The organism is Pseudomonas sp. ABa2, from assembly GCF_056676075.1.
Genome location: NZ_CM155239.1, coordinates 1,414,705 through 1,436,736 on the forward strand (window position 1 = coordinate 1,414,705; position 22,032 = coordinate 1,436,736).

Genomic DNA, 22,032 nt, shown 5'->3' on the forward strand with positions numbered 1-22,032 from the left:
ATTGAGCCGGGCTGGCGGGCTCTTTATCGTCTGGCCTCATAACCGACCGCGTGACCATGAGACCGCGGCAATCCGTGAACTGCACCGCGATGTGGAGAATTCCATGACTGCTCGTTACCCGCACCTGCTGGCCCCGCTCGACCTCGGCTTCACCACGCTGAGCAACCGCACCCTGATGGGCTCCATGCACACCGGCCTGGAAGAGAAGCCGGGCGGCTTCGAGCGCATGGCGGCCTATTTCGCCGAGCGCGCCCGCGGCGGCGTCGGCCTGATGGTCACCGGCGGCATCGGTCCGAACGAGGAGGGTGGTGTGTACGCCGGCGCGGCCAAGCTGAGCACGGTCGAGGAAGCGGAGAAGCACAAGGTCGTCACCCAGGCGGTGCACGAGGCCGGCGGCAAGATCTGCATGCAGATCCTGCATGCCGGGCGCTACGCCTACAGCCCCAAATCCGTCGCGCCGAGCGCCATCCAGGCGCCGATCAACCCGTTCAAGCCGCGCGAGCTGGACGAGGAGGGCATCGAGAAGCAGATCCAGGACTTCGTCAACTGCGCCGCCCTGGCCCAGCAGGCCGGCTACGACGGCGTCGAGATCATGGGTTCGGAAGGCTACTTCATCAACCAGTTCCTGGTCGCCCACACCAACCAGCGCACCGACCGCTGGGGCGGCAGCTACGAGAACCGCATGCGCCTGCCGGTGGAGATCGTCCGTCGCGTGCGCGAGGCGGTGGGGCCGAACTTCATCATCATCTACCGCCTGTCGATGCTCGATCTGGTCGAGGGCGGCAGCACCTGGGACGAGATCGTGCTGCTGGCCAAGGCCATCGAGGCCGCTGGCGCCACCCTGATCAACACCGGCATCGGCTGGCACGAGGCGCGCATCCCGACCATCGCCACCAAGGTGCCGCGCGCGGCCTTTACCAAGGTCACCGCCAAGCTCAAGGGCGAGGTGTCGATCCCGCTGATCACCACCAACCGCATCAACACCCCGGAAGTCGCCGAGCAGGTGTTGGCCGAGGGCGATGCCGACATGGTGTCGATGGCCCGTCCCTTCCTTGCCGACCCGGACTTCGTCAACAAGGCCGCCGAAGGCCGCAGCGATGAGATCAACACCTGCATCGGCTGCAACCAGGCCTGCCTGGACCACACCTTCGGCGGCAAGTTGACCAGCTGCCTGGTCAACCCGCGCGCCTGCCATGAGACCGAGCTGAACTATATCCCCACTCAGCAGGTGAAGAAGATCGCCGTGGTCGGCGCCGGCCCGGCCGGGCTGGCGGCGGCGACCGTCGCGGCCGAGCGCGGCCACAGCGTGACCCTGTTCGATGCCGCCAGCGAGATCGGCGGCCAGTTCAACGTGGCCAAGCGCGTGCCGGGCAAGGAGGAGTTCTTCGAGACCCTGCGTTACTTCAAGCGCAAGCTGGAAACCACCGGCGTCGATCTGCGCCTCAATACCCGCGTCGGCGTCGACGAGCTGGCGGGCGGCGGTTTCGACGAGATCGTCCTGGCCACCGGCATCGCCCCGCGTACTCCGGAGATTCCGGGGATCGAGCATCCCAAGGTGATCAGCTACCTGGACGCCATCCTCGAACGCAAGCCGGTCGGCCAGCAGGTCGCGGTGATCGGCGCCGGCGGCATCGGTTTCGACGTTTCCGAATACATCACCCACCAGGGCCAGGCCACCAGCCTGGACCGCGAGGCGTTCTGGAAGGAGTGGGGCATCGACGGCCAACTGGAGGCGCGCGGCGGTGTCGCCGGTATCGCGGCTCAGCCGCACCCGGCGGCGCGCCAGGTGTTCCTGTTGCAGCGCAAGAAGTCCAAGGTCGGCGACGGCCTGGGCAAGACCACCGGCTGGATCCACCGCACCGGGCTGAAGAACAAGAACGTGCAGATGCTCAACTCGGTCGAGTACCTCAAGGTCGACGACGCCGGCCTGCATATCCGCATCGCTGGCGGCGAGCCGCAGCTGCTGCCGGTCGATACGGTGATCGTCTGCGCCGGCCAGGATCCGCTGCGCGAGCTGCAGCAGGGCCTGGAAGACGCCGGCCAGCGCGTGCACCTGATTGGCGGCGCCGACGTGGCGGCCGAACTGGACGCCAAGCGCGCGATCAACCAGGGCTCGCGCCTGGCCGCCGAGCTCTAAGCAAGAAGACGCCCCGCCTTGTGCGGGGCATTTTGTTTGTGGCCGACAATAACAAGGAGAAGCCCGATGTCCCTCGAAGCCCAACTGCAGCCCGCCGCCGCGGCCAGCCTGCAACGCTGGCACCAGCTTATCGCCGCCAAGGACCTGGGGCCGCTGCCGGAGTTGCTGCACCCGCAGGCGGTGTTTCGCTCGCCCATGGCGCATACCCCCTACCCGGGCGCGCAGGCGGTCAACCTGATCCTCAATACCGTGCTCAAGGTGTTCGAGGACTTCGCCTACCACCGCGAGCTGGCCACGGCCGACGGGTTCAGCGTGGTGCTGGAGTTCAGCGCCAGGGTCGCTGGCCGGGACCTTAAAGGCATCGACATGATCCGCTTCGACGAGACCGGCAGGATCGTCGAGTTCGAGGTGATGATCCGCCCGATGAGCGGCCTGCAGGCGCTGGGCGCGGAGATGGCACAACGCCTGGCGCCCTTTCTCGCCGCGGACAAGCACTGAAATCCATCACAGTTTTGTTTTGCGGCTCGTCGCACTCTGCTGGGTGGCTGGTCGAGTGCCAAGCCCGTCACATTGCTGCGGCGGGTTTTTCCCCTAGACTTGGCTGAACAACGGAGGGCGCCCGCCGCTCAGGCCTGACAAGGCCTTGTCGGCAGTCCTCCGTGCGCGCAGATGCCACCCGCGTTGGTCCAGAGGGAACCCGATGAGCATGCAGAACAAGCCGCAGATGGTGGAAGCCGTGATGTTCTTCAGTGAACGCGGTATCTGCAAACAGATGCTGTTCCCCGAGTTCGAGGCCCTGCTCGACGGCGTGGTCAACATGCCCGAATTCGCCGACCAGCAGATGCGCGTGGCCTTCGTCACCATCAACCCGCGCCTGCTGGTCAAGGCGGCGGTGTTCTTCTACCTGGACTTCAACGAGGACGGCAGCCCCGACAAGGGCTGGAACATTCCCCTGCAGCACCTGGCCGAGCGCGCCGGGCGTGGCCCCGACCTGGGCGCCGGCCCCATCCGCCTGGCCTGCCGCAGCCAGTGCCCGGTGTCCTGGCACCAGATGCACCTGTGGGACCCCAGCCTGGCGCCGGGGCAGAACGACCTGGTACTGCTGCGCGATGCGGTCAAGGGCAATAAGCTCGGGCTGCTGGTGGAGGACGAGAATGCCCAGGCGGTGGTCGCCGAGCGCCTGCAGATGGCGTCCGAGGACAAGTGGTACGCCCCCGATCCGGCCAAGGAAGTGGCCGACCAGCTGGCGCGCAAGATGGATCAGGAGCACCGCCTGAAGACCGCCCAGTTGATCAAGCAGCAGCGCCTGCGCATCAGCAGCCTGAGCCAGCAGCACGAGGAGGAACTGGCCAAGTTCAAGCTGGCCAGCGAGGAGCAGAGCAAACACCTGCAGGCGCAGATCCACGGCCTGCACCAGGCGCTGCGCCAGCAGGAGGAGCTCAACGCCAGTCTCAAGGCGCAGCTGGCCGCCCAGGCCGAGAGTTTCCAGAGCAGCCGCGAGGAAATGACCCAGCAGCTGCGCGCCCTCGAGCGCCACGGCCGCACCGAAGGCGATATCCTCCGCGCGCAGTTCGACGGCGAGCTGCAGGCCAAGGTCGCCGCAGCGGTAGTGGAGTACAAGGAACAGATCGCCATCCGCGACGTCGAGCTGGCCTACCGCAACGAGCAGGATGCCCAGCTGCAGCGGGAGAACGCCCGGCTCAAGCGCGAGCGCGACGAATTCGCCAGCCAGGGCGGCGACCAGGTGCTCGAGCGCCTGGCCAAGCTCGGCGTGGTATTCGTGGTCTACCACCCGGGCGCCGGCCACCTGACCATCCCGCTGCAGGACATCGCCCGCTACCAGGACAACCCCATGGCCTATGCCGCGGCCAAATGCTTCGTCTCCGAGCCGCAGTACCGCCAGTGGCTGGCGCATTATCAGCAGCCGACCTGCGATGCCAGCCTGCCCAGCGGCGAACGCTGCGCCATTCCCATCGACCGGATCGACTCGCCCAGTCGCTTCAACGCCGGCGACTCCAACTGCTGCGCGCGGCACAAGGCGGGTAGTCGCCTGCGTACCGTCGGCTGATCTTGGCCCTGCAATTCCCCGACTGGCGCCCGCAGGCGGCGCTGCAACCCCTGCATCTGGACTGGCTGGACGCGGCCGGCATCGAGCTGGCCTGCCTGCGCCTGGAGCTGATCGACCCGCTGGTGTCCGGCAACAAGTGGTTCAAGCTCGCCCCGCACCTGCAGGCCGCCGCTGCCGGCGGCGCAGCCGGGGTGATCAGCCTGGGCGGCGCCCATTCCAATCACCTGCATGCGCTGGCCGCGGCCGGCAAGCGTTTCGGCTTTGCCACCGTCGGCCTGCTACGCGGCGAGCCGCAGCAGACGCCGACCGTCGCGGATCTGCAGGCCTGCGGCATGCAACTGCACTGGCTGGGCTACGGCGGCTACCGGGCGCGGCATCAGGCGGATTTCTGGCAGCCCTGGCTGCAGCGCTACCCGCGCTTTCATCCGGTCGACGAGGGTGGCCTGGGCCTGCTCGCGGCCGAGGGCTGCAGCGGCCTGGTGCCAATGGCGCGGGCGCAGCTGGCCGGTCTCGGCTGGGACGACTGCGACGGCTGGTGGCTGGCCGTCGGCACCGGCACCACCCTGGCCGGCCTGGTGCTGGGCGAGGCGGGGCGCTGCCCGGTGTACGGCGCCCTGGCGGTGCCGGGCAGCCATGGCGTGGCCGCGCAGGTGAGCGCGCTGCTGCGCCAGGCTGGTCGCCCTGATCGGGGCTATCGGCTGATCGAGGCGGCGCGCGGCGGCTTCGCCCGCATCGACGACGAGTTGCACGAGTTTATCCTGCGCAGCGAGCGGGCCAGCGGCCTGCTGCTGGAGCCGGTCTACACCGGCAAGGCGTTAATGGCGTTGCGCCAGCATGTCGAGGGCGGTTACCTTGCCCGCGGCAGTCGCCTGATCTTCGTCCATACCGGCGGTCTGCAGGGGCGGCGCGCACTGATGGGCGCCGCCGCCGACTACACTGAGGTCTGACCAGCGGAGCCTGGAATCCCCCATGAGCGAACCTCTCCACCCCGAACAGCTGCGCAGCCTGACCCCGCTCAACGTGCTGTCCGACCAGCAGTGGCGCGAGTTGCGCAGCCAGTTGGTGCCGCAGCCCCTGCTGGCCGGCCAACTGCTGTTCCGCCAGGGCGATCAGGCGCGCCTGACCTACTACCTGCTGGCGGGCGAGCTGCAGTTGCAGGGCGCCGACGGCCAGGTGCAGCGTCTGCGGGCCGGCAGCGAGGCCAGCTGCCATCCCTTGTCGCCCAGCCTGCCGCGGTTGCACGAGGCGCGTGCGCTGAGCGACGTCAGCGTGCTGGCCATCGACAGCGTCACCCTGGATCGTCTGCTGACCTGGCGCCTGGCCTATCAGGACCTGCTGCTGGCGCTGCAGCAGAGCGGCGCGGACGTCGAGTGGCTGGAGCGCCTGCTGGACAACCCGCTGTTCGCCAAGGTGCCGCCGGCCAACGTGCAGAACATGCTCGGCCGCCTGCAGCGCATCCAGCTCCCGGCCGGCAGCCGGGTGCTGGAGGAGGGCGCGGCGGGCGATTGCTGCTTTTTCCTCGAAAGCGGCCGGGCCGAAGTGATCCGCGGCGCCGGCGGCGATAGTCAGGTGCTGGCCGAATTAGAGGTGGGCGCCTGTTTCGGCGAGGAGGCGCTGCTGGCCGACCGGCCGCGCAACGCCACGGTGACCATGATCGAGGACGGCAGCGTGCTACGCTTGGATCGCCAGGAGTTCTTCGCCCTGCTCAAGGCGCCGGTGGTGGCCGAGGTGTCCCTCGGCGAAGCGGCGCGCCTGCTGGCTCAGGGCGCGCAGTGGCTGGACGTGCGCCTGCTCGAGGAATACCAGCAGGCGCATGCGCCGCAGGCCCTGCACATGCCGCTGCAGCTGTTGCGCCTGAAGGCGCGTCTGCTGGACAAGGCGCGCACCTACCTGTGCTACTGCGACAGCGGCAAGCGCAGCGCCAGCGCGGTGTTCCTCCTCGCCCAGCTGGGTTACAGCGTCTACGCCCTGCGCAACGGCCTCGATGGCCTGCCGGCGGTGCAGCGCGACGCCCTGCTGTGCGAGAGCGGCGCCGGCTACCTGGCGCGTTCGGGCGGGCGCATCGAACGTAGCCGCTGAGCTGACGGGGGCGGTTGCGGCGCGCATGCAATCCGCGGAGGGCTGCAGCCTGTCCCGGATTGCAGCCGGGCTACGGTCTGTCGACCGCCTGGGGCTCGGCCTGGCGCGGCCACTGGTCGCCGACCAGAAAGATCCGCTGCACTTCCTGCCAGCTGCCGTCAGCGGCTTCTTCCAAACTTACCAGTAACTGCGCGCCGGCCTGTGCCGGCAGGGCATCCAGCCATTGCTGCAGGCGTTCGCCCGACCAGCGCTGCTCGGCGTCCACCCGCGCCGGGGCCAGCCAGGCCAGGCGCGGCAGCGGCTGCCAGACGCTCGGCGGCTGCTCGCGGAGGAAGGCCGGCCAGTCGCGGCGGTGCAGCCAGCGTCCGCGCAGGTGCTGCGGCGAGGCGCCGCGCGGCGCGGCGCAGCTCTGCGCCCAGGGATAGAACAGGTAGCCGCCGAGCCACAGGGCGGCCTGGGTGTCGCCCAGTCGCAGGGCGTTGAGCGTACTGCGCGCCTCGCGCCGCGAGGACAGCGGCAGCTGGCGCTGGCTGAGGTGGGCCAGCTTGAGGTCGAGGCGGTCGTGGCTGCCGGGGCCGAGCCACTGCGCGGCGTCGCCGCCGTCTTCGGCGGGCGGGCCGAGGTAGAACTTCACCGCCAGCTCCAGGTGGTGCTCGCCCTCGGCGTCGCGCAGCAGCAGGTCCAGCTCGCCCAGGGTCTGGCCGCTCTGGCGGATCGGTAGGTTGGCCGCCAGCACCTCGATATCCGGCGCGCCATGCAGGGCGAACTGCCACAGGCGTTCGTAGTACAGGCCCAGGCGGCGCACCGGATTGCCGGCCAGCCAGGCGCTCAGCTCGCCGTCGTCGCGGTCCAGCCGGCGTAGCCAGTCGGCCAGCAGCGCCGGCTGGGTGCCCCAGCGGCTGGCCTGCAGCGGGTGGCGCTGCGGCTTGGGCGTCTGCCCGAGCAGCGGCGGCGACAGCAGCACCCAGGCCAGGTCGCGGACGGCGGGGCGGTGCAGGTGGCGGGGCAGGTCGTGGAGGACATCGAGCGGGCTCATGTAAGCGAGCATAGCCCAGTGCGGTGGGCGGTTTGCTGCGGCCTCGGCCTTTGACCGATAATCGCCGTCTCTCCCTTCTCAAGTCTGGCGGGCATCCCATGGAGCAATTTCGCAATATCGGCATCATCGGGCGCCTCGGCAGCACGCGGGTGCTGGAGACCGTCCGCCGACTCAAGCGTTATCTCATCGACCGCCACCTGCACGTGATCCTCGAGGACACCATCGCCGAGGTGCTGCCCGGCCACGGCCTGCAGACCTCCTCACGGAAGATGCTCGGCGAGGTCTGCGACCTGGTGATAGTGGTCGGCGGCGACGGCAGCATGCTCGGTGCGGCGCGCGCGCTGGCCCGGCACAAGGTGCCGGTGCTGGGGATCAACCGCGGCAGCCTGGGCTTTCTCACCGATATCCGCCCCGACGAGCTGGAGTTCAAGGTGGCCCAGGTGCTCGAAGGCCAGTACCTGACCGAGAACCGCTTCCTGCTCGAGGCCGAGGTGCGTCGTCACGGCGAAGCCATCGGCCAGGGCGATGCGCTCAACGACGTGGTGCTGCACCCAGGTAAGTCGACGCGGATGATCGAGTTCGAGCTGTTCATCGACGGCCAGTTCGTCTGCAGCCAGAAGGCCGACGGCCTGATCGTCGCCACCCCGACCGGCTCCACCGCCTACGCGCTGTCGGCTGGCGGGCCGATCATGCACCCCAAGCTCGACGCCATAGTGGTGGTGCCGATGTACCCGCACACCCTGTCCAGCCGGCCGATCGTGGTGGACGGCAACAGCGAGCTGAAGATAGTGGTGTCGCAGGACCTGCAGATCTACCCGCAGGTCTCCTGCGACGGCCAGAACCACTTCACCTGCGCGCCGGGCGACACCCTGCACGTGGCCAAGAAGGCGCAGAAGCTGCGCCTGATCCATCCGCTGGATCACAACTATTACGAGGTCTGCCGCACCAAGCTGGGCTGGGGCAGCCGCCTCGGGGGGCACGACTGAATGTCCCTCGACCCCCATCGTGGCTACGACCTGATCGGTGATATCCACGGCTGCGCGCGCACCCTGGAGCGCCTGCTGGAGCAGCTCGGCTATCGCCAGCAGGGCGGCGTGTGGCGCCATGCCTCGCGCCAGGCGATCTTCCTCGGCGACCTGATCGACCGCGGCCCCGGCATCCGCGAGGCCCTGCACCTGGTGCAGGCCATGGTCACGGCCGGCCAGGCGCTGTGCATCATGGGCAACCACGAATTCAACGCCCTGGGCTGGAGCACGCCGGCGCCGCCGGGCAGCGGCCGGCAGTTCGTCCGCGAACACAGCCCGCGCCACCAGCGCCTGATGCGCGAGACCCTGGCGCAGTTCGAGGCCTATCCGCAGGAATGGCGCGAGTTCCTGCGCTGGTTCTACGAGATGCCGCTGTTTCTCGATGCCGGGCGTTTTCGCGTGGTGCATGCCTGCTGGGACAGCGGCTTGATCGAGCCGCTGCGCGCGCAGTTCGCCGACGGTTGCATCGACGAGCATTTCGTCCAGGCCTCGGCGGTGCCCGGCAGCTTCGCCAACCTGGCCCTGGATCGCCTGCTGCGCGGCACCGACATGCGCCTGCCGCACGGCCTGACCCTGACCAGCGACGACGGCTTCACCCGTTCCTATTTCCGTACCAAGTTCTGGGAAGAGAATCCCGAGACCTACGGCGACATCGTCTTCCAGCCCGACGCGCTGCCCGAGCTGGCGGCGCAGACGCCTTTGACCGAACTGCAGAAGGACGAGCTGCTGCGCTACGGCGCACACGAGCCGTTGCTGTTCGTCGGCCACTACTGGCGCCGCGGCAAGCCGGCGCCGATTCGCGCCAACCTGGCCTGCCTGGACTACAGCGCGGTGGTTGGCGGCAAGCTGGTGGCCTACCGCCTGGACCAGGAGCAGCGCCTGGAGTCGGGCAAGTTCGTCTGGGTCGACGTCGATCCCGCGGAGGCGCCGCGATGAGCGCCGTGGCCGTGCTGCGCCTGCCGCTCGCCGCCGATCTGAGCGGTTTCGTCGCCCTGCTGCGGCGTCTGCAGGTGCCGCACCGGGTGATCGAGGAGGGCGGCGAGCAGGTGCTCTGGGTGGCCGGCGAGGAGTTGGCCGAACAGGTGCGCGAGCTCTATGCGCGCTACCCGGATGGCGATGCCGCCGGCGAGGTTGCCGACCCCGTCGCGCCGGAGCGCGAGGGCGTATTGCTGCAACTGCGCCGCAGTCCGCTGACTGGCGCCGTGCTGCTGCTGACTTTCATCGTTTTCGCCGTGACCGCGGCCGGGGAGAACTTCGCCGCCATCCGCTGGCTGAGCTTCGTCGACTTCCGTATCGACGGCGAGCACCTCTATCTGACCTACCTGGAGGCGACGCTCGCCAGCGGCCAGTGGTGGCGTCTGCTGACGCCCATGCTGATCCACTTCGGCTGGCTGCACCTGGCGATGAACAGCCTTTGGTACTGGGAGCTGGGCCGGCGCATCGAATTTCGGCAGGGCGCCATCGGCCTGCTCGGGCTGACCCTGCTGTTCGCCCTGGCGTCGAACTTCGCCCAGTACTGGTGGGCCGGGCCGTCGCTGTTCGGCGGCCTGTCCGGCGTACTCTACGGCCTGCTCGGGCATTGCTGGATCTACCAACGCCTGGCGCCCAATCCGGCTTATCGCCTGCCGCCCGGCGTGCTGGTGATGATGCTGGCCTGGCTGGCGATCTGCATGACCGGCATCTTCGAACTGCTGCAGTTCGGCGCTATCGCCAATGCCGCGCATCTCGGCGGCCTGCTCGGCGGCTGCCTCACCGGGCTGCTTGGCGGTATGCTGGCCAGGCGCAGCGCTTGAACCGATCATATTGACCGTTCCGGCGGGTTGCACCCGCCCCAGGATCCATCCGGAGACCCCATGTCGTCCTTTCTCGAAGCCATCGAAAACATCACCCCGGAAATCTACCAGAGCCTCAAGCTGGCCGTGGAAATCGGCAAATGGCCCGATGGCCGCAAGCTGACCCAGGAGCAGAAGGAGCTGAGCCTGCAGGCGATGATCGCCTGGGAACAGCAGAACCTGCCGGAGGATCAGCGCACCGGCTACATGGGCCCGCAGGAGTGCAGCAGCAAGTCCGAGCCGGTGCCCAACCTGCTGTTCAAGTCCTCGGAAACCCTGCACTGATGAGCGAACTGGGACGTGGCTCGCTGAGCAAGATGGCGGCGCGCCTGGACGCGCCGGTGCAGTACGCCTTGCGCCTCGGCGACGAAGAGGTGCCGGTCAACCCGCTGCTGGGCAAGACGTTGCGCCTGGAATACCTCGGCGCCATCCATTGCAGCCATTGCGGGCGCAAGACCAAGACCAGCTTCAGCCAGGGCTATTGCTACCCCTGCATGCAGAAGCTGGCGCAGTGCGATCTGTGCATCATGAGCCCGGAAAGGTGCCATTACGACTCTGGCACCTGCCGCGAGCCGAGCTGGGGCGAGCAGTTCTGCATGACCGACCATATCGTCTACCTGGCCAATTCCAGCGGCGTGAAGGTGGGCATCACCCGCGCCAGCCAGGTGCCGACGCGCTGGATCGACCAAGGCGCGACCCAGGCGCTGCCGATCCTGCGCGTGGCCACCAGGCAGCAGTCCGGCTTCGTCGAGGACCTGCTGCGCAGCCAGGTGGCGGACAAGACCAACTGGCGCGCGCTGCTCAAGGGCGATGCCGTGCCGGTCGATCTGCCGGCGATCCGCGAGCAGCTGTTCGCCAGCTGCGCCGCGGGCATCGCCGAGCTGCAGCAGCGCTTCGGTCTGCAGGCCATTCAGCCGCTCGGCGCCGCCGAGGTGCTGGACATCCGCTATCCCATCGCAGCCTATCCGGCCAAGATCGCCAGCTTCAACCTGGACAAGCAGCCACTGGCCGAGGGGACCTTGCTCGGGATCAAGGGCCAGTACCTGATGTTCGACACCGGCGTGATCAATATCCGCAAGTACACCGCTTACCAGCTGGCCGTCCACGAGATCGCCGCCTGACCCCCGATTGCCACCCGGCGCCCGGCGCGCCGCAGACGAGAGGCCAAGAGCCATGCGTACCGAACAACCGAAGATGATCTACCTCAAGGACTATCAGGCCCCCGACTACCTGATCGACGAGACCCACCTGACCTTCGAGCTGTTCGAGGACCATAGCCTGGTGCACGCGCAGTTGGTCATGCGCCGTAATCCCGAGGCCGGCGCCGGCCTGTCGGGGGGCCGCATGCCGCCGCTCGTGCTGGATGGTCAGCAGCTTGAACTGCTGGAGCTCAAGCTCGATGACCGCGAGCTGGGCGAAGGCGATTACACGCTGACCGACAGCCACCTGACCCTGCAGCCGACCCAGGAGCGTTTCGTGGTAGACAGCACGGTGCGTATCCATCCGGAAAGCAACACCGCGCTGGAGGGCCTGTACAAGTCCGGCAGCATGTTCTGTACCCAGTGCGAGGCCGAGGGCTTTCGCAAGATCACCTTCTACCTCGACCGCCCGGACGTGATGAGCAAGTTCACCACCACGGTCAGCGCCGAGCAACACAGCTACCCGGTGCTGCTGTCCAACGGCAACCCGATCGCCAGCGGCACGGAAGAGGGCGGTCGCCACTGGGCGACCTGGGAAGACCCGTTCAAGAAGCCGGCCTACCTGTTCGCCCTGGTCGCCGGCGACCTGTGGTGCGTGGAAGACAGCTTCACCACCATGAGCCAGCGGGAAGTCGCGCTGCGCATCTACGTCGAGCCGGAGAACATCGACAAGGTGCAGCACGCCATGGACAGCCTCAAGCGCTCGATGAAGTGGGACGAGGAGGTCTACGGCCGCGAGTACGACCTGGACATTTTCATGATCGTCGCGGTCAACGACTTCAACATGGGCGCCATGGAGAACAAGGGCCTCAACATCTTCAACTCCAGCTGCGTGCTGGCCAAGGCCGAGACCGCCACCGACGCCGCCCACCAGCGCGTCGAGGCGGTGGTGGCGCACGAGTACTTCCACAACTGGTCGGGCAACCGCGTGACCTGCCGCGACTGGTTCCAGCTGTCGCTCAAGGAAGGCTTCACCGTGTTCCGCGACGCCGAGTTCTCCGCCGACACCCACTCGCGCACGGTCAAGCGCATCGAGGACGTGGCCTATCTGCGCACCCACCAGTTCGCCGAGGACGCCGGCCCCATGGCCCACCCGGTGCGCCCGGATGCGTACATGGAGATCTCCAACTTCTACACCCTGACTATTTATGAAAAGGGCTCGGAAGTGCTGCGCATGATCCACACCCTGCTCGGGCCGGAGCTGTTCCGCAAGGGTTCGGATCTGTACTTCGCGCGCCACGACGGCCAGGCCGTGACCTGCGACGACTTCGTCAAGGCCATGGAGGATGCCAGCGGCGTCGACCTGACCCAGTTCAAGCGCTGGTACACCCAGGCCGGCACGCCGCGCCTGGAGGTCAGCGAGGCTTATGACGCCGCGGCCCAGACCTACAGCCTTAGCTTCCGCCAGAGCTGCCCGGCCACGCCGGGGCAGAAGGACAAGCAGCCCTTCGTCATCCCCGTCGCGCTCGGCCTGCTCGATGCCCAGGGCCACGAGCTGCCGCTGCGCCTGCAGGGCGAGGCTGCCGCGCAGGGCGCCAGCCGCGTGCTGTCGGTCACCGAGGCCGAGCAATGCTTCACCTTCGTGGATGTCGCCGAGCGGCCGCTGCCGTCGTTGCTGCGCGGCTTCAGCGCACCGGTCAAGCTGCATTTTCCCTACGACCGCGACCAGCTGATGTTCCTCATGCAGCACGACAGCGATGGCTTCAATCGCTGGGAAGCCGGCCAGCAGCTGTCGGTGCAGGTGCTGCAGGAGCTGATCGGCCAGCAGCAGCGCGGCGAGACCCTGCTGCTGGATCGGCGCCTGGTCACGGCGCTGCGCACGCTGCTCGAGGACGAAGCGCTGGATCAATCCATGGTCGCCGAGATGCTCTCGCTGCCGGGCGAAGCCTACCTCACCGAGATCAGCGAGGTGGCCGACGTCGAGGCCATCCACGTCGCCCGCGAGTTCGCCCGCAAGGAGCTGGCCAGCGCGCTGTTCGAGCCACTGTGGGCGCGCTACCAGGCCAACCGCGAAGTGTCTAAGGTCACCCCCTATGTCGCCGAGGCCGCCCACTTCGCCCGCCGCAGCCTGCAGAACATCGCACTGTCCTACCTGATGCTCAGCGAGCGGCCCGAGGTGCTGGCCGCCTGCGTCGATCAGTTCGAGAACGCCGACAACATGACCGAGCGCCTGGCGGCGCTGGCGGTGCTGGTCAACTCGCCGTTCCGGGACGAGCAGGGCAAGGCCCTGGCGATGTTCGCCGACTTCTTCAAGGACAACCCGCTGGTGATGGACCAGTGGTTCAGCGTGCAGGCCGGCTGCCCGCTGCCCGGCGGCCTGGAACGGGTGCATGCGCTGATGCAGCACGAGGCCTTCACCCTGAAGAACCCGAACAAGGTGCGCGCGCTGATCGGCGCCTTCGCCAACCAGAACCTGGTCAACTTTCACCGCGCCGACGGGGCGGGCTACCGCTTTCTCGCCGACCAGGTGATCGCCCTCAACGCCCTCAACCCGCAGATCGCCTCGCGCCTGCTGGCGCCGCTGACCCGCTGGCGCAAGTACGGCGCCGCCCGTCAGGCGCAAATGCAGGCTGAACTGCAGCGCATCCTCGCCTCCGGTGAGCTGTCCAGCGATGTCTACGAGGTGGTGAGCAAAAGCCTGGCCTAAGACGGGTTCTGCTGCACAAGAAGTGTTACCAGTCTCTGGCTGGTAACACTTTTTTGTTACTCAAAGAAATATGCCCTTCGCCTGTTATGCATTTGCACACTTAAGTTAGGGTCTTGGCCCTTGACTGAGTGGTGCTCTTGCTTGCGCGAAAACCCACGCAAGACCTCTAGCAAGGGGCATAAAGCGTCGGATCGTAGGACAAAAGACGCCACCGGCCTGGCGAATAGCTGACAGATTGGTCAGTGAATGATCAGTCACCGAAGGAAACACCGCCGATTGTCTAACTAGAGCCTTTGCGCTGATACGCCCGTTTGAATTGGCACCATGGTTGCAGTGCAGGACGGGATTCGGCCCCACGCCGCTGCGCCAGGGGCCGCTGCAACGCATTGGCGCAAGCCAAAAAAAGCCGTCGTCAGTACGGCATATCGCCGTCCCGCCTGCGGGATCGCCCAAAAGAATGATCTGTCCACGGAGTAAAGTCTCGATGGAAATTAAGTCCCGCAAGCCCGTTCTGCGATTTGCCCCGGCCACCGCCGGCTTCGCGTTCGCTGGCGTCCTGCCGTTGCTGGTTGCCGCCCAGGTTCAGGCGGTGGAGTTCAGCTTCGCCGACAACGAAATTACCGGTTCCATCGATACCACCGTGTCCTACGGCCAGCTGTGGCGCGTGCAGGGCCAGGACAAGAGCAACAACGACATCAACACCAACGACGGCAACCGCAACTTCGATACCGGCCTGGTTTCCGAAGTGTTCAAGATCACCACCGATCTGGAAGCCTCGTATCAGAACTACGGCGTGTTCGTGCGCGGCACCGCGTTCTACGACACCCAGATCATGGACAAGCGCAACGACTACTACGGCGCCAACGATCCGGCCCAGCCGAGCCAGAATTTCCCGCGCGACGACAGCTTCACCTACGAGACCCGGCACAAGGCCGGCCGCGATGCGCAGATCCTCGATGCCTATGTCTACGGCAACTGGGACGTGGGCGATATGCCGGTCTCCGGCCGTCTCGGCAAGCAGGTGTTCAACTGGGGCGAAGGCCTGTTCTACCGCGGCGGGGTGAACACCACCAACCCGGTCGACGCCGCCAAGTTCCGCCTGCCCGGTTCGGAAGTGAAGGAAGTGCTGGTGCCGGTCGAGGCGCTGAGCTTCAACCTCGGCCTGACCGACAACCTGTCGATGGAAGCCTTCTACCAGTGGAACTGGAAGGAAACCGCGGTCGACCCGGTGGGCACCTACTTCTCCGAGACCGATCTGTTCGCCGATGGCGGCAACACCGCCTACACCACGGTCGATGCACTGTCCAATCCGCTGTTCCAGACCGTTTACAACGGCGCGGTGAATGGCGGTTTCGCCGGTCTGCCGGCCAACTTCGGCGGCTTGCAGGGCACCAACTATCTGGACAGCAACGGCGTGATCAAGGTGGCCAGCGTCGGCTCCGACATCAATGCCAAGAACGATGGCCAGTTCGGCGTCGCCTTCCGTTATATCGCCGAAGAGCTCAACTCCACCGAGTTCGGCTTCTACTTCGTCAACTACCACGCCAAAGAACCGACCATCTACGCCGATATCAACTCCACCTACGCCGGCCTGAACATCGATCAGCTGGCCAGCCTGGGCAGCCTGCTGGGCGTCAGCGCCACCAGCTACGACGATCTGGTCAGTCAGGCCGCCAGCAACCCAGCCGCGGCTACCGTGCTGGGCCTGGTCAACGGCGCCGCCGCCGTGGACGTGGCCAACCAGGTCAACGCCCGCCGCGAGTATGCCGAAGATATCCGCATGTACGGCATGAGCTTCAACACCACGGTCGGCGAGGCCTCGGTGTTCGGCGAGCTGTCCTACCGGCCGAACCTGCCGATCGGCATCGCCACCACCAACGACCTGCTCGGCGACCTGCTCGGCCAGGCCGCCCACCTGTCCGCCGGCCGCCCGGTGAACATCGGCGGTCAGATGGTCGATATCGACGATCAGATCCACAACTCCACCCGTGTCGAGGCCTTCAACACCTCGCTGGGCACCATCTACAACTTCGGTCCGTCGCTGGGCTTCGACTCGCTGTTCGGCGTCGCCGAGCTGGCGTCCGAGCACGTGCGCGGCGACAGCCTGCAGTACGTCGATTACCAGGGCAACGTGCGCTACTACGCCGGCCGGCCGAACAACTCCTACGTTTCCGGCTATGACCGCGACGACCAGATCAACAAGAACGCCTACGGCTACACCCTGGTCATGTCCGGCACCTGGAACGACGTCTACGCCGGCGTCAACCTGTCGCCGTTCGCCGTGTTCAAGCACGACTTCGAGGGCAACTCGCACCAGACCGGCAACTTCGTCGAAGGCCGTATGGCCTACACCGTCGGCATGCGCGCCAGCTACCTGAACAGCCTGGAAGCCGAGATCCAGTACACCGAGTTCTACGGTGCCGGGCAGAACAACGGTTCGCGCGACCGCGACAACGTCGGCGTCAACGTCAAGTACTCCTTCTAACGAGCCTGTCCACGATCTGCTGCGTGTCGGCTAAACGGCGTTGAAAACGACCTCGGAATGCTCATTTACATACGTAAACTCCGCTTCCTCGGCCGTTTTCGCCACCGTTTATCTCTAGCTCGCGAGATCGTAAACAGGCTCTAAAGACCCATAACCAGAAAAACAGCCGGGCGCCGCAGGGCGTGCGGCCAGACTCTTCACGGAGAATTACCATGCTGAACAAGCACAGGCTGATGGCCGTAGCCGTTGCACTGGCGTTTTCCGCCGGCACCGCGCTGGCTGCCGTTTCCCCGCAGGAAGCCGCCAAGCTCGGCGATACCCTGACCCCCTTCGGCGCCGAGAAGGCCGGCAACGCCGCCGGCACCATCCCGGCCTGGACCGGCGGCATCACCCAGGCGCCGGCCGGTTACACCCGCTCGGGCCAGCACCACGTCAACCCCTTCCCGGAAGACAAGCCGCTGTTCACCATCACCGCGGCCAACCTGAGCCAGTACGAGGCCAACCTGACCCCGGGTCAGATCGCCATGTTCAAGGCCTATCCGGAAACCTACCAGATGCCGGTGTACCAGACCCGCCGCTCCGGCTCCGCGCCGCAGTGGGTCTACGACAACAGCATCAAGAACGCCACCAGCGCCAAGCTGGCCGATGGCGGTAACGGCTTCAGCAATGCCTATGGCGGCATCCCGTTCCCGATTCCGCAGAACGGCGTCGAGGCGCTGTGGAACCACATCGCCCGCTACCGCGGCACCTACATCGTGCGCCGCGCCTCGGAAGTGGCGGTGCAGCGCAACGGCGCCTACTCGCTGGTGACCTCGCAGCAGGAGGCGATGTTCAAGTACTACATGCAGAACGGCTCCTTCGCCGATCTGAACAACATCATGTTCTACTACCTGTCGTTCACCACCAGCCCGGCGCGCCTGGCCGGTGGCGCCACCCTGGTTCACGAGACCCTGGATCAGGTCAAGGAGCCGCGTCAGGCCTGGGGCTACAACGCTGGCCAGCGTCGCGTGCGGCGTGCGCCGAACCTGGCCTACGACACCCCGATCGCTGCCGCCGACGGCCTGCGTACCGCCGACGACACCGACATGTTCAACGGTGCGCCGGATCGCTACGACTGGAAACTGGTGGGCAAGAAGGAAATCTACATCCCCTACAACAACTACCAGGTCACCAGCCCGGACGTGAAGTACAAGGATCTGCTGCAGGTCGGCCACCTCAACCCGGCGCTGACCCGCAACGAGCTGCACCGCGTCTGGGTGGTGGAAGGCACGCTGAAGTCCGGCGCCCGCCACATCTATTCCAAGCGCACCCTGTTCCTCGACGAGGACAGCTGGCAGGCCGCGGTGGTGGATCAGTACGACGGTCGCGGCGAGCTGTGGCGCGTATCCATCGCCTACCTGAAGAACTACTACGACCTGCCGACCACCTGGTCCGCGCTGGACGTGTTCCACGATCTGCAGGCGCGTCGCTACCACGTGCAGAACCTGGACAACGAAGAGAACAACACCATCGACTTCAGCCAGGCGATTCCGGACGACGGTTATTTCAAGCCGGCCGCCCTGCGTCGTCGCGGTACCCGCTAATAGTCGTGTAGTCTCACGCGAAGGCCGCTACAGTAGTAGCGGCCTTTTCGTATCAGCTCGGCGAATGGGCCGTGCTCAAGCGGCTGCGGCCTTAACAAAACATAACGTCGCGCCGATTGTCAGGGCTTTCCGAAGCTCGCTAGGATGAGCGGCCTGCTAATAAGGCAGTACCGCCTATAACAATAAGGGGGAAGGTATATGAGTGAGCCCGTCATGCGGCGCACCCAGTCCGGTCTGGCGTCCATCCTGGCGCGCAAACCGGCGCTCCGTGTCCATTCGCCGCTGGCCAAAGCGCTCTCGCTGTGCAGTGTGCTGTCCGTGTTGAGCTTCGCCGCCGCGCCACTGCAGGCCGAAACCTCGGCAGCCGCAGAGGCCGGCTATGCCATCGAGTCGCCCCAGGCGGTGCACAGCCTGCTGCTCGATGTGGTCAACACCGGCAAGCGCCTGGTCGCCGTCGGCGACCGCGGCCATATCCTTTATTCCGACGACCAGGGACAGAGCTGGACGCAGGCCAAGGTGCCCAGCCGGCAGATGCTCACCTCGCTGTTCTTCGTCGATGCGCAGCATGGCTGGGCCGTTGGCCACGACGCGCAGATCCTCGCCACCAGTGACGGCGGCCTGAGCTGGATCAAGCAGTTCGAAGACCTCGAGCGCGAAGCGCCGCTGCTGGACATCTGGTTCAAGGACCTGCAAACCGGCTACGCCATCGGCGCCTACGGCGCGCTGCTGGAAACCAGCGACGGCGGGCAGAACTGGGAAGACGTCAGCGACCGCCTCGACAACGAAGATGCCTATCACCTCAATGCCATCACTGCGGTGAAGGATGCGGGGCTGTTCGTCGTCGGCGAACTCGGTCAGATGTTCCGTTCCGCCGATTGGGGACAGACCTGGGAACGCATCGAGGAGCAGCCCTACGATGGCTCGCTGTTCGGCGTGCTCGGCACCGACCAGGCCGGCACCCTGCTGGCCTACGGCCTGCGCGGCCACCTGTTCCGCTCCGCCGATTTCGGCGACAGCTGGCAGCAGATCGTCATCAACACGCCGAACAACGGCCCGCTGGAATTCGGCCTGGCCGACGGCACCCTGCTGGCCGACGGCAGCATCGCCGTGGTCGGCCATGGCGGCACCGTGCTGCGCAGCACCGACCACGGGCAGAGTTTCAGCCTGATCAACCGTCCCGACCGCATCTCGCTGGCCGGGGTAACTGCACTGGATAACGGCAACCTGATCCTGGTGGGGCAGGGCGGCGTTCACCTCGCCGCCGCGACCGGCGCCGATCTGGGCCAACAATAACAAGCCGGGAGCCTTTGCATGACCAAGCATCAACAAACGCCTGCCTCTTTCCTCGAGCGGCTGATTTTCAACAATCGCCCGGCGGTGATCCTGATCTGCCTGCTGATCAGCCTGTTCCTGTTCTACCAGGCCGCCCAGGTACGCCCGCAGACCAGCTTCGAGAAGATGATTCCGCTGGGCCACCCCTATATCCAGAAGATGCTCGAGCACCGTAACGACCTGGCCAACCTGGGCAATACGGTGCGCATTTCGGTGGAAGCCACCGAGGGCGACATCTTCAGCAAGGAATACATGGAGACCCTGCGGCAGATCCACGACGAGGTGTTCTACATCCCCGGCGTCGATCGTTCCGGCCTCAAGTCGCTGTGGAGCCCCAGCGTGCGCTGGACCGAAGTGACCGAGGAAGGCTTCGCCGGCGGCGAGGTGATTCCGCAGACCTACGACGGTTCCGTGGAAAGCCTGGAGGACCTGCGCAGCAACATCCTCAAGTCCGGACAGATCGGCCGCCTGGTGGCGAACAACTTCAAGTCGAGCATCATCGACGTGCCGCTGCTGGAGTCCTACCCGGACCCCAACGACCAGAGCAAGCTGGTGTCCCTGGACTACCAGAAGTTCTCCCACGAGCTGGAAGAGAAGATTCGCGAGAAGTACCAGGCGCAGAACCCCGACGTTAAGGTGCACATCATCGGCTTCGCCAAGAAGGTCGGCGACCTGATCGACGGCCTGTTCGGCGTGGCGCTGTTCTTCGCCGTGGCGATCGGCATCACCTTCGTCCTGCTGCTGTGGTTCACCCACTGCTTCAAGAGCACCCTGGCGGTGGTCATCACCACGCTGATCGCGGTGGTCTGGCAGCTCGGTCTGCTGCACACCCTGGGCTTCGGTCTCGACCCCTATTCGATGCTGGTGCCGTTCCTGGTATTCGCCATCGGCATCTCCCACGGGGTGCAGAAGATCAACGGCATCGCCATGGCCTCGGGTGAGGCGACCGACGCCCTGTCCGCCGCGCGCATGGCCTTCCGTCAGCTGTTCATCCCCGGCCTGGTGGCGCTGCTGTCCGACGCCGTGGGCTTCGTCACCCTGCTGCTGATCGACATCGGCGTGATCCGCGAACTGGCCATCGGTGCCTCGATGGGCGTGGCGGTGATCATCCTGACCAACCTGATCCTGCTGCCGGTAATGATTTCCTACATCGGCATCAGCAAGAAGGCGGTGAAGATCAGCCGCGAAGAGGCAGCCAAGGACCATCCGCTGTGGCGTGCCATCTCCAACTTCGCCCACCCGATGGTGGCGCCGATCTCCGTGGTGGTCGCCGTGGTGGCCCTGGCCGGCGGCGTCTGGTACGGGCAGAACCTGAAGATCGGCGACCTCGACCAGGGCGCCCCGGAACTGCATCCGGACTCGCGCTACAACCTGGACAACGACTTCGTCATCCGCAACTACTCGACCAGCTCCGACGTGCTGGTGGTGATGATCAAGACTGCCACCGAAGGCTGCTCCACCTATCCGGCCCTGGCCGCCATGGACGAGCTGATGTGGCAGATGGAGAACACCCAGGGCGTGCAATCGGCCATCTCCATGGTCACCGTGTCCAAGCAGGTGATCAAGGGCATGAACGAGGGCAACCTGAAATGGGAAACCCTGTCGCGCAACCAGGACGTGCTGAACAACTCGATCGCCCGTGCCGAAGGCCTGTACAACGCCGACTGCTCGGTGGCGCCGGTGCTGGTGTTCCTCGAGGACCACAAGGCCGAGACCCTGTCGCGTGCCGTGGCCGCCGCCGAGGCGTTCGCCAAGCAGCACAGCAGCGACGATCTGCAGGTGGTGCTGGCGGCCGGTAACGCCGGTATCGAGGCGGCCACCAACGAGGTGATCGCCGCGTCCGAGACCACCATGCTGATCGCGGTCTACGCGGCGGTGAGCATCATGTGTCTGCTGACCTTCCGTTCGCTGGCCGCGACCCTGTGCGTGATCCTGCCGCTGGTGCTGACCTCGATCCTCGGCAACGCGCTGATGGCCTGGATGGGCATCGGCGTCAAGGTCGCTACCCTGCCGGTGATCGCCCTCGGCGTGGGCATCGGCGTGGACTACGGCATCTACATCTACAGCCGCATGGAGACCTACCTGCGTCAGGGCCTGTCGCTGCAGGACGCCTACTACGAGACCCTCAAGTCCACCGGCAAGGCGGTGCTGTTCACCGGCGTGTGCCTGGCCATCGGCGTGGCGACCTGGATCTTCTCGGCGATCAAGTTCCAGGCCGACATGGGCCTGATGCTGACCTTCATGTTCCTCTGGAACATGATCGGCGCGATCTGGCTGCTGCCGGCCCTGGCCCGCTTCCTGATCAACCCGGAGAAGCTGCGCGCCAAGGGCTGATGCCTGACCTGCAGCAGAAGAACCGCGGCCCTTGGGTCGCGGTTTTTTTATGGCGCTGGGGTGTGCCGCGCGCAGGGCGGATAGGCCGCCAGGCTTGTCCGTCAACCGGGGGCGCTGGCGAAGGCACGCGCTGGCGCCGGTAGCCCGGATGAAATCCGGGGCCTTCGCCGGCAGCCGGTTCCGATGGATACGGGGGTACGCCCTGCGTTGGCGAACTACCGACAACGGCTGCCGATCAAGGGTGGGCGGCTACAGCGGATAAATGCCCGATAGCC

The 22,032-nt window shown here is 66.2% G+C and carries 16 protein-coding genes; 15 read left to right on the forward strand and 1 reads right to left on the reverse strand.

Annotated elements, in window-relative coordinates:
• The first annotated feature begins 103 nt into the window (after positions 1 to 103).
• From AC1G9C_RS06815 to AC1G9C_RS06835, 5 genes are all read left to right on the forward strand, one after another.
• On the forward strand, positions 104 to 2,137 hold the full coding sequence (locus AC1G9C_RS06815) for an oxidoreductase (protein WP_480409775.1): 2,034 nt from the start codon (positions 104 to 106) through the stop codon (positions 2,135 to 2,137).
• Positions 2,138 to 2,203: 66 nt separating this feature from the next.
• Positions 2,204 to 2,635 (forward strand): nuclear transport factor 2 family protein, encoded by a 432-nt coding sequence (locus AC1G9C_RS06820; protein WP_480409776.1) that lies wholly within the window; start codon positions 2,204 to 2,206, stop codon positions 2,633 to 2,635.
• A gap of 202 nt (positions 2,636 to 2,837) precedes the next feature.
• Positions 2,838 to 4,205, forward strand: coding sequence for a chromosome partitioning protein ParA (locus tag AC1G9C_RS06825; protein WP_480409777.1), 1,368 nt, complete (start codon positions 2,838 to 2,840; stop codon positions 4,203 to 4,205).
• Positions 4,206 to 4,213: 8 nt separating this feature from the next.
• On the forward strand, positions 4,214 to 5,152 hold the full coding sequence (locus AC1G9C_RS06830) for a 1-aminocyclopropane-1-carboxylate deaminase/D-cysteine desulfhydrase (protein WP_480410393.1): 939 nt from the start codon (positions 4,214 to 4,216) through the stop codon (positions 5,150 to 5,152).
• Between the two features lie 22 nt (positions 5,153 to 5,174).
• A complete protein-coding gene (locus tag AC1G9C_RS06835) occupies positions 5,175 to 6,284 on the forward strand; it encodes a cyclic nucleotide-binding domain-containing protein (protein ID WP_480409778.1) in 1,110 nt (369 codons plus the stop codon).
• A gap of 70 nt (positions 6,285 to 6,354) precedes the next feature.
• On the opposite strand, the gene AC1G9C_RS06840 is transcribed toward AC1G9C_RS06835, so the two are convergent.
• A complete protein-coding gene (locus AC1G9C_RS06840; RefSeq protein ID WP_480409779.1) occupies positions 6,355 to 7,320 on the reverse strand; it encodes a DUF1853 family protein in 966 nt (321 codons plus the stop codon).
• A gap of 98 nt (positions 7,321 to 7,418) precedes the next feature.
• Between AC1G9C_RS06840 and AC1G9C_RS06845 the strand changes: the two genes are divergently transcribed.
• The 10 genes from AC1G9C_RS06845 (at position 7,419) to AC1G9C_RS06890 (ending at position 21,757) form a co-directional block, all read left to right on the forward strand.
• Positions 7,419 to 8,306: an NAD(+) kinase gene (locus tag AC1G9C_RS06845; protein WP_021445926.1), complete on the forward strand. Its 888-nt coding sequence runs from the start codon at positions 7,419 to 7,421 to the stop codon at positions 8,304 to 8,306.
• Positions 8,307 to 9,281: a metallophosphoesterase gene (locus AC1G9C_RS06850; RefSeq protein WP_021445927.1), complete on the forward strand. Its 975-nt coding sequence runs from the start codon at positions 8,307 to 8,309 to the stop codon at positions 9,279 to 9,281.
• Positions 9,278 to 10,138 carry a rhomboid family intramembrane serine protease gene (locus AC1G9C_RS06855; RefSeq protein ID WP_480409780.1) on the forward strand — a complete coding sequence of 287 codons (861 nt, stop codon included), beginning with the start codon at positions 9,278 to 9,280 and terminating at the stop codon, positions 10,136 to 10,138. Before AC1G9C_RS06850 ends, AC1G9C_RS06855 begins: the two co-directional genes overlap by 4 nt.
• A 60-nt stretch (positions 10,139 to 10,198) precedes the next feature.
• A complete protein-coding gene (locus AC1G9C_RS06860; protein ID WP_021445929.1) occupies positions 10,199 to 10,462 on the forward strand; it encodes a YeaC family protein in 264 nt (87 codons plus the stop codon).
• Positions 10,462 to 11,298, forward strand: coding sequence for a DUF2797 domain-containing protein (locus tag AC1G9C_RS06865; protein WP_480409781.1), 837 nt, complete (start codon positions 10,462 to 10,464; stop codon positions 11,296 to 11,298). The genes AC1G9C_RS06860 and AC1G9C_RS06865 overlap by 1 nt, the downstream gene beginning before the upstream one ends.
• 52 nt (positions 11,299 to 11,350) lie before the next feature.
• Positions 11,351 to 14,023: an aminopeptidase N gene (gene pepN / locus AC1G9C_RS06870; protein WP_480409782.1), complete on the forward strand. Its 2,673-nt coding sequence runs from the start codon at positions 11,351 to 11,353 to the stop codon at positions 14,021 to 14,023.
• 484 nt (positions 14,024 to 14,507) lie between these two features.
• Entirely contained in the window at positions 14,508 to 16,508 is a 2,001-nt protein-coding gene (locus tag AC1G9C_RS06875; protein WP_021445932.1) for a DUF1302 domain-containing protein, read from the forward strand.
• 212 nt (positions 16,509 to 16,720) lie between these two features.
• A complete protein-coding gene (locus AC1G9C_RS06880; protein WP_122107378.1) occupies positions 16,721 to 18,091 on the forward strand; it encodes a DUF1329 domain-containing protein in 1,371 nt (456 codons plus the stop codon).
• A 198-nt stretch (positions 18,092 to 18,289) separates the two neighbouring features.
• Positions 18,290 to 19,384, forward strand: a complete 1,095-nt coding sequence (locus tag AC1G9C_RS06885; RefSeq protein WP_480409783.1) for a WD40/YVTN/BNR-like repeat-containing protein — start codon at positions 18,290 to 18,292, stop codon at positions 19,382 to 19,384.
• An 18-nt stretch (positions 19,385 to 19,402) separates the two neighbouring features.
• Positions 19,403 to 21,757, forward strand: a complete 2,355-nt coding sequence (locus AC1G9C_RS06890; RefSeq protein WP_480409784.1) for an efflux RND transporter permease subunit — start codon at positions 19,403 to 19,405, stop codon at positions 21,755 to 21,757.
• Positions 21,758 to 22,032 lie beyond the last annotated feature (275 nt).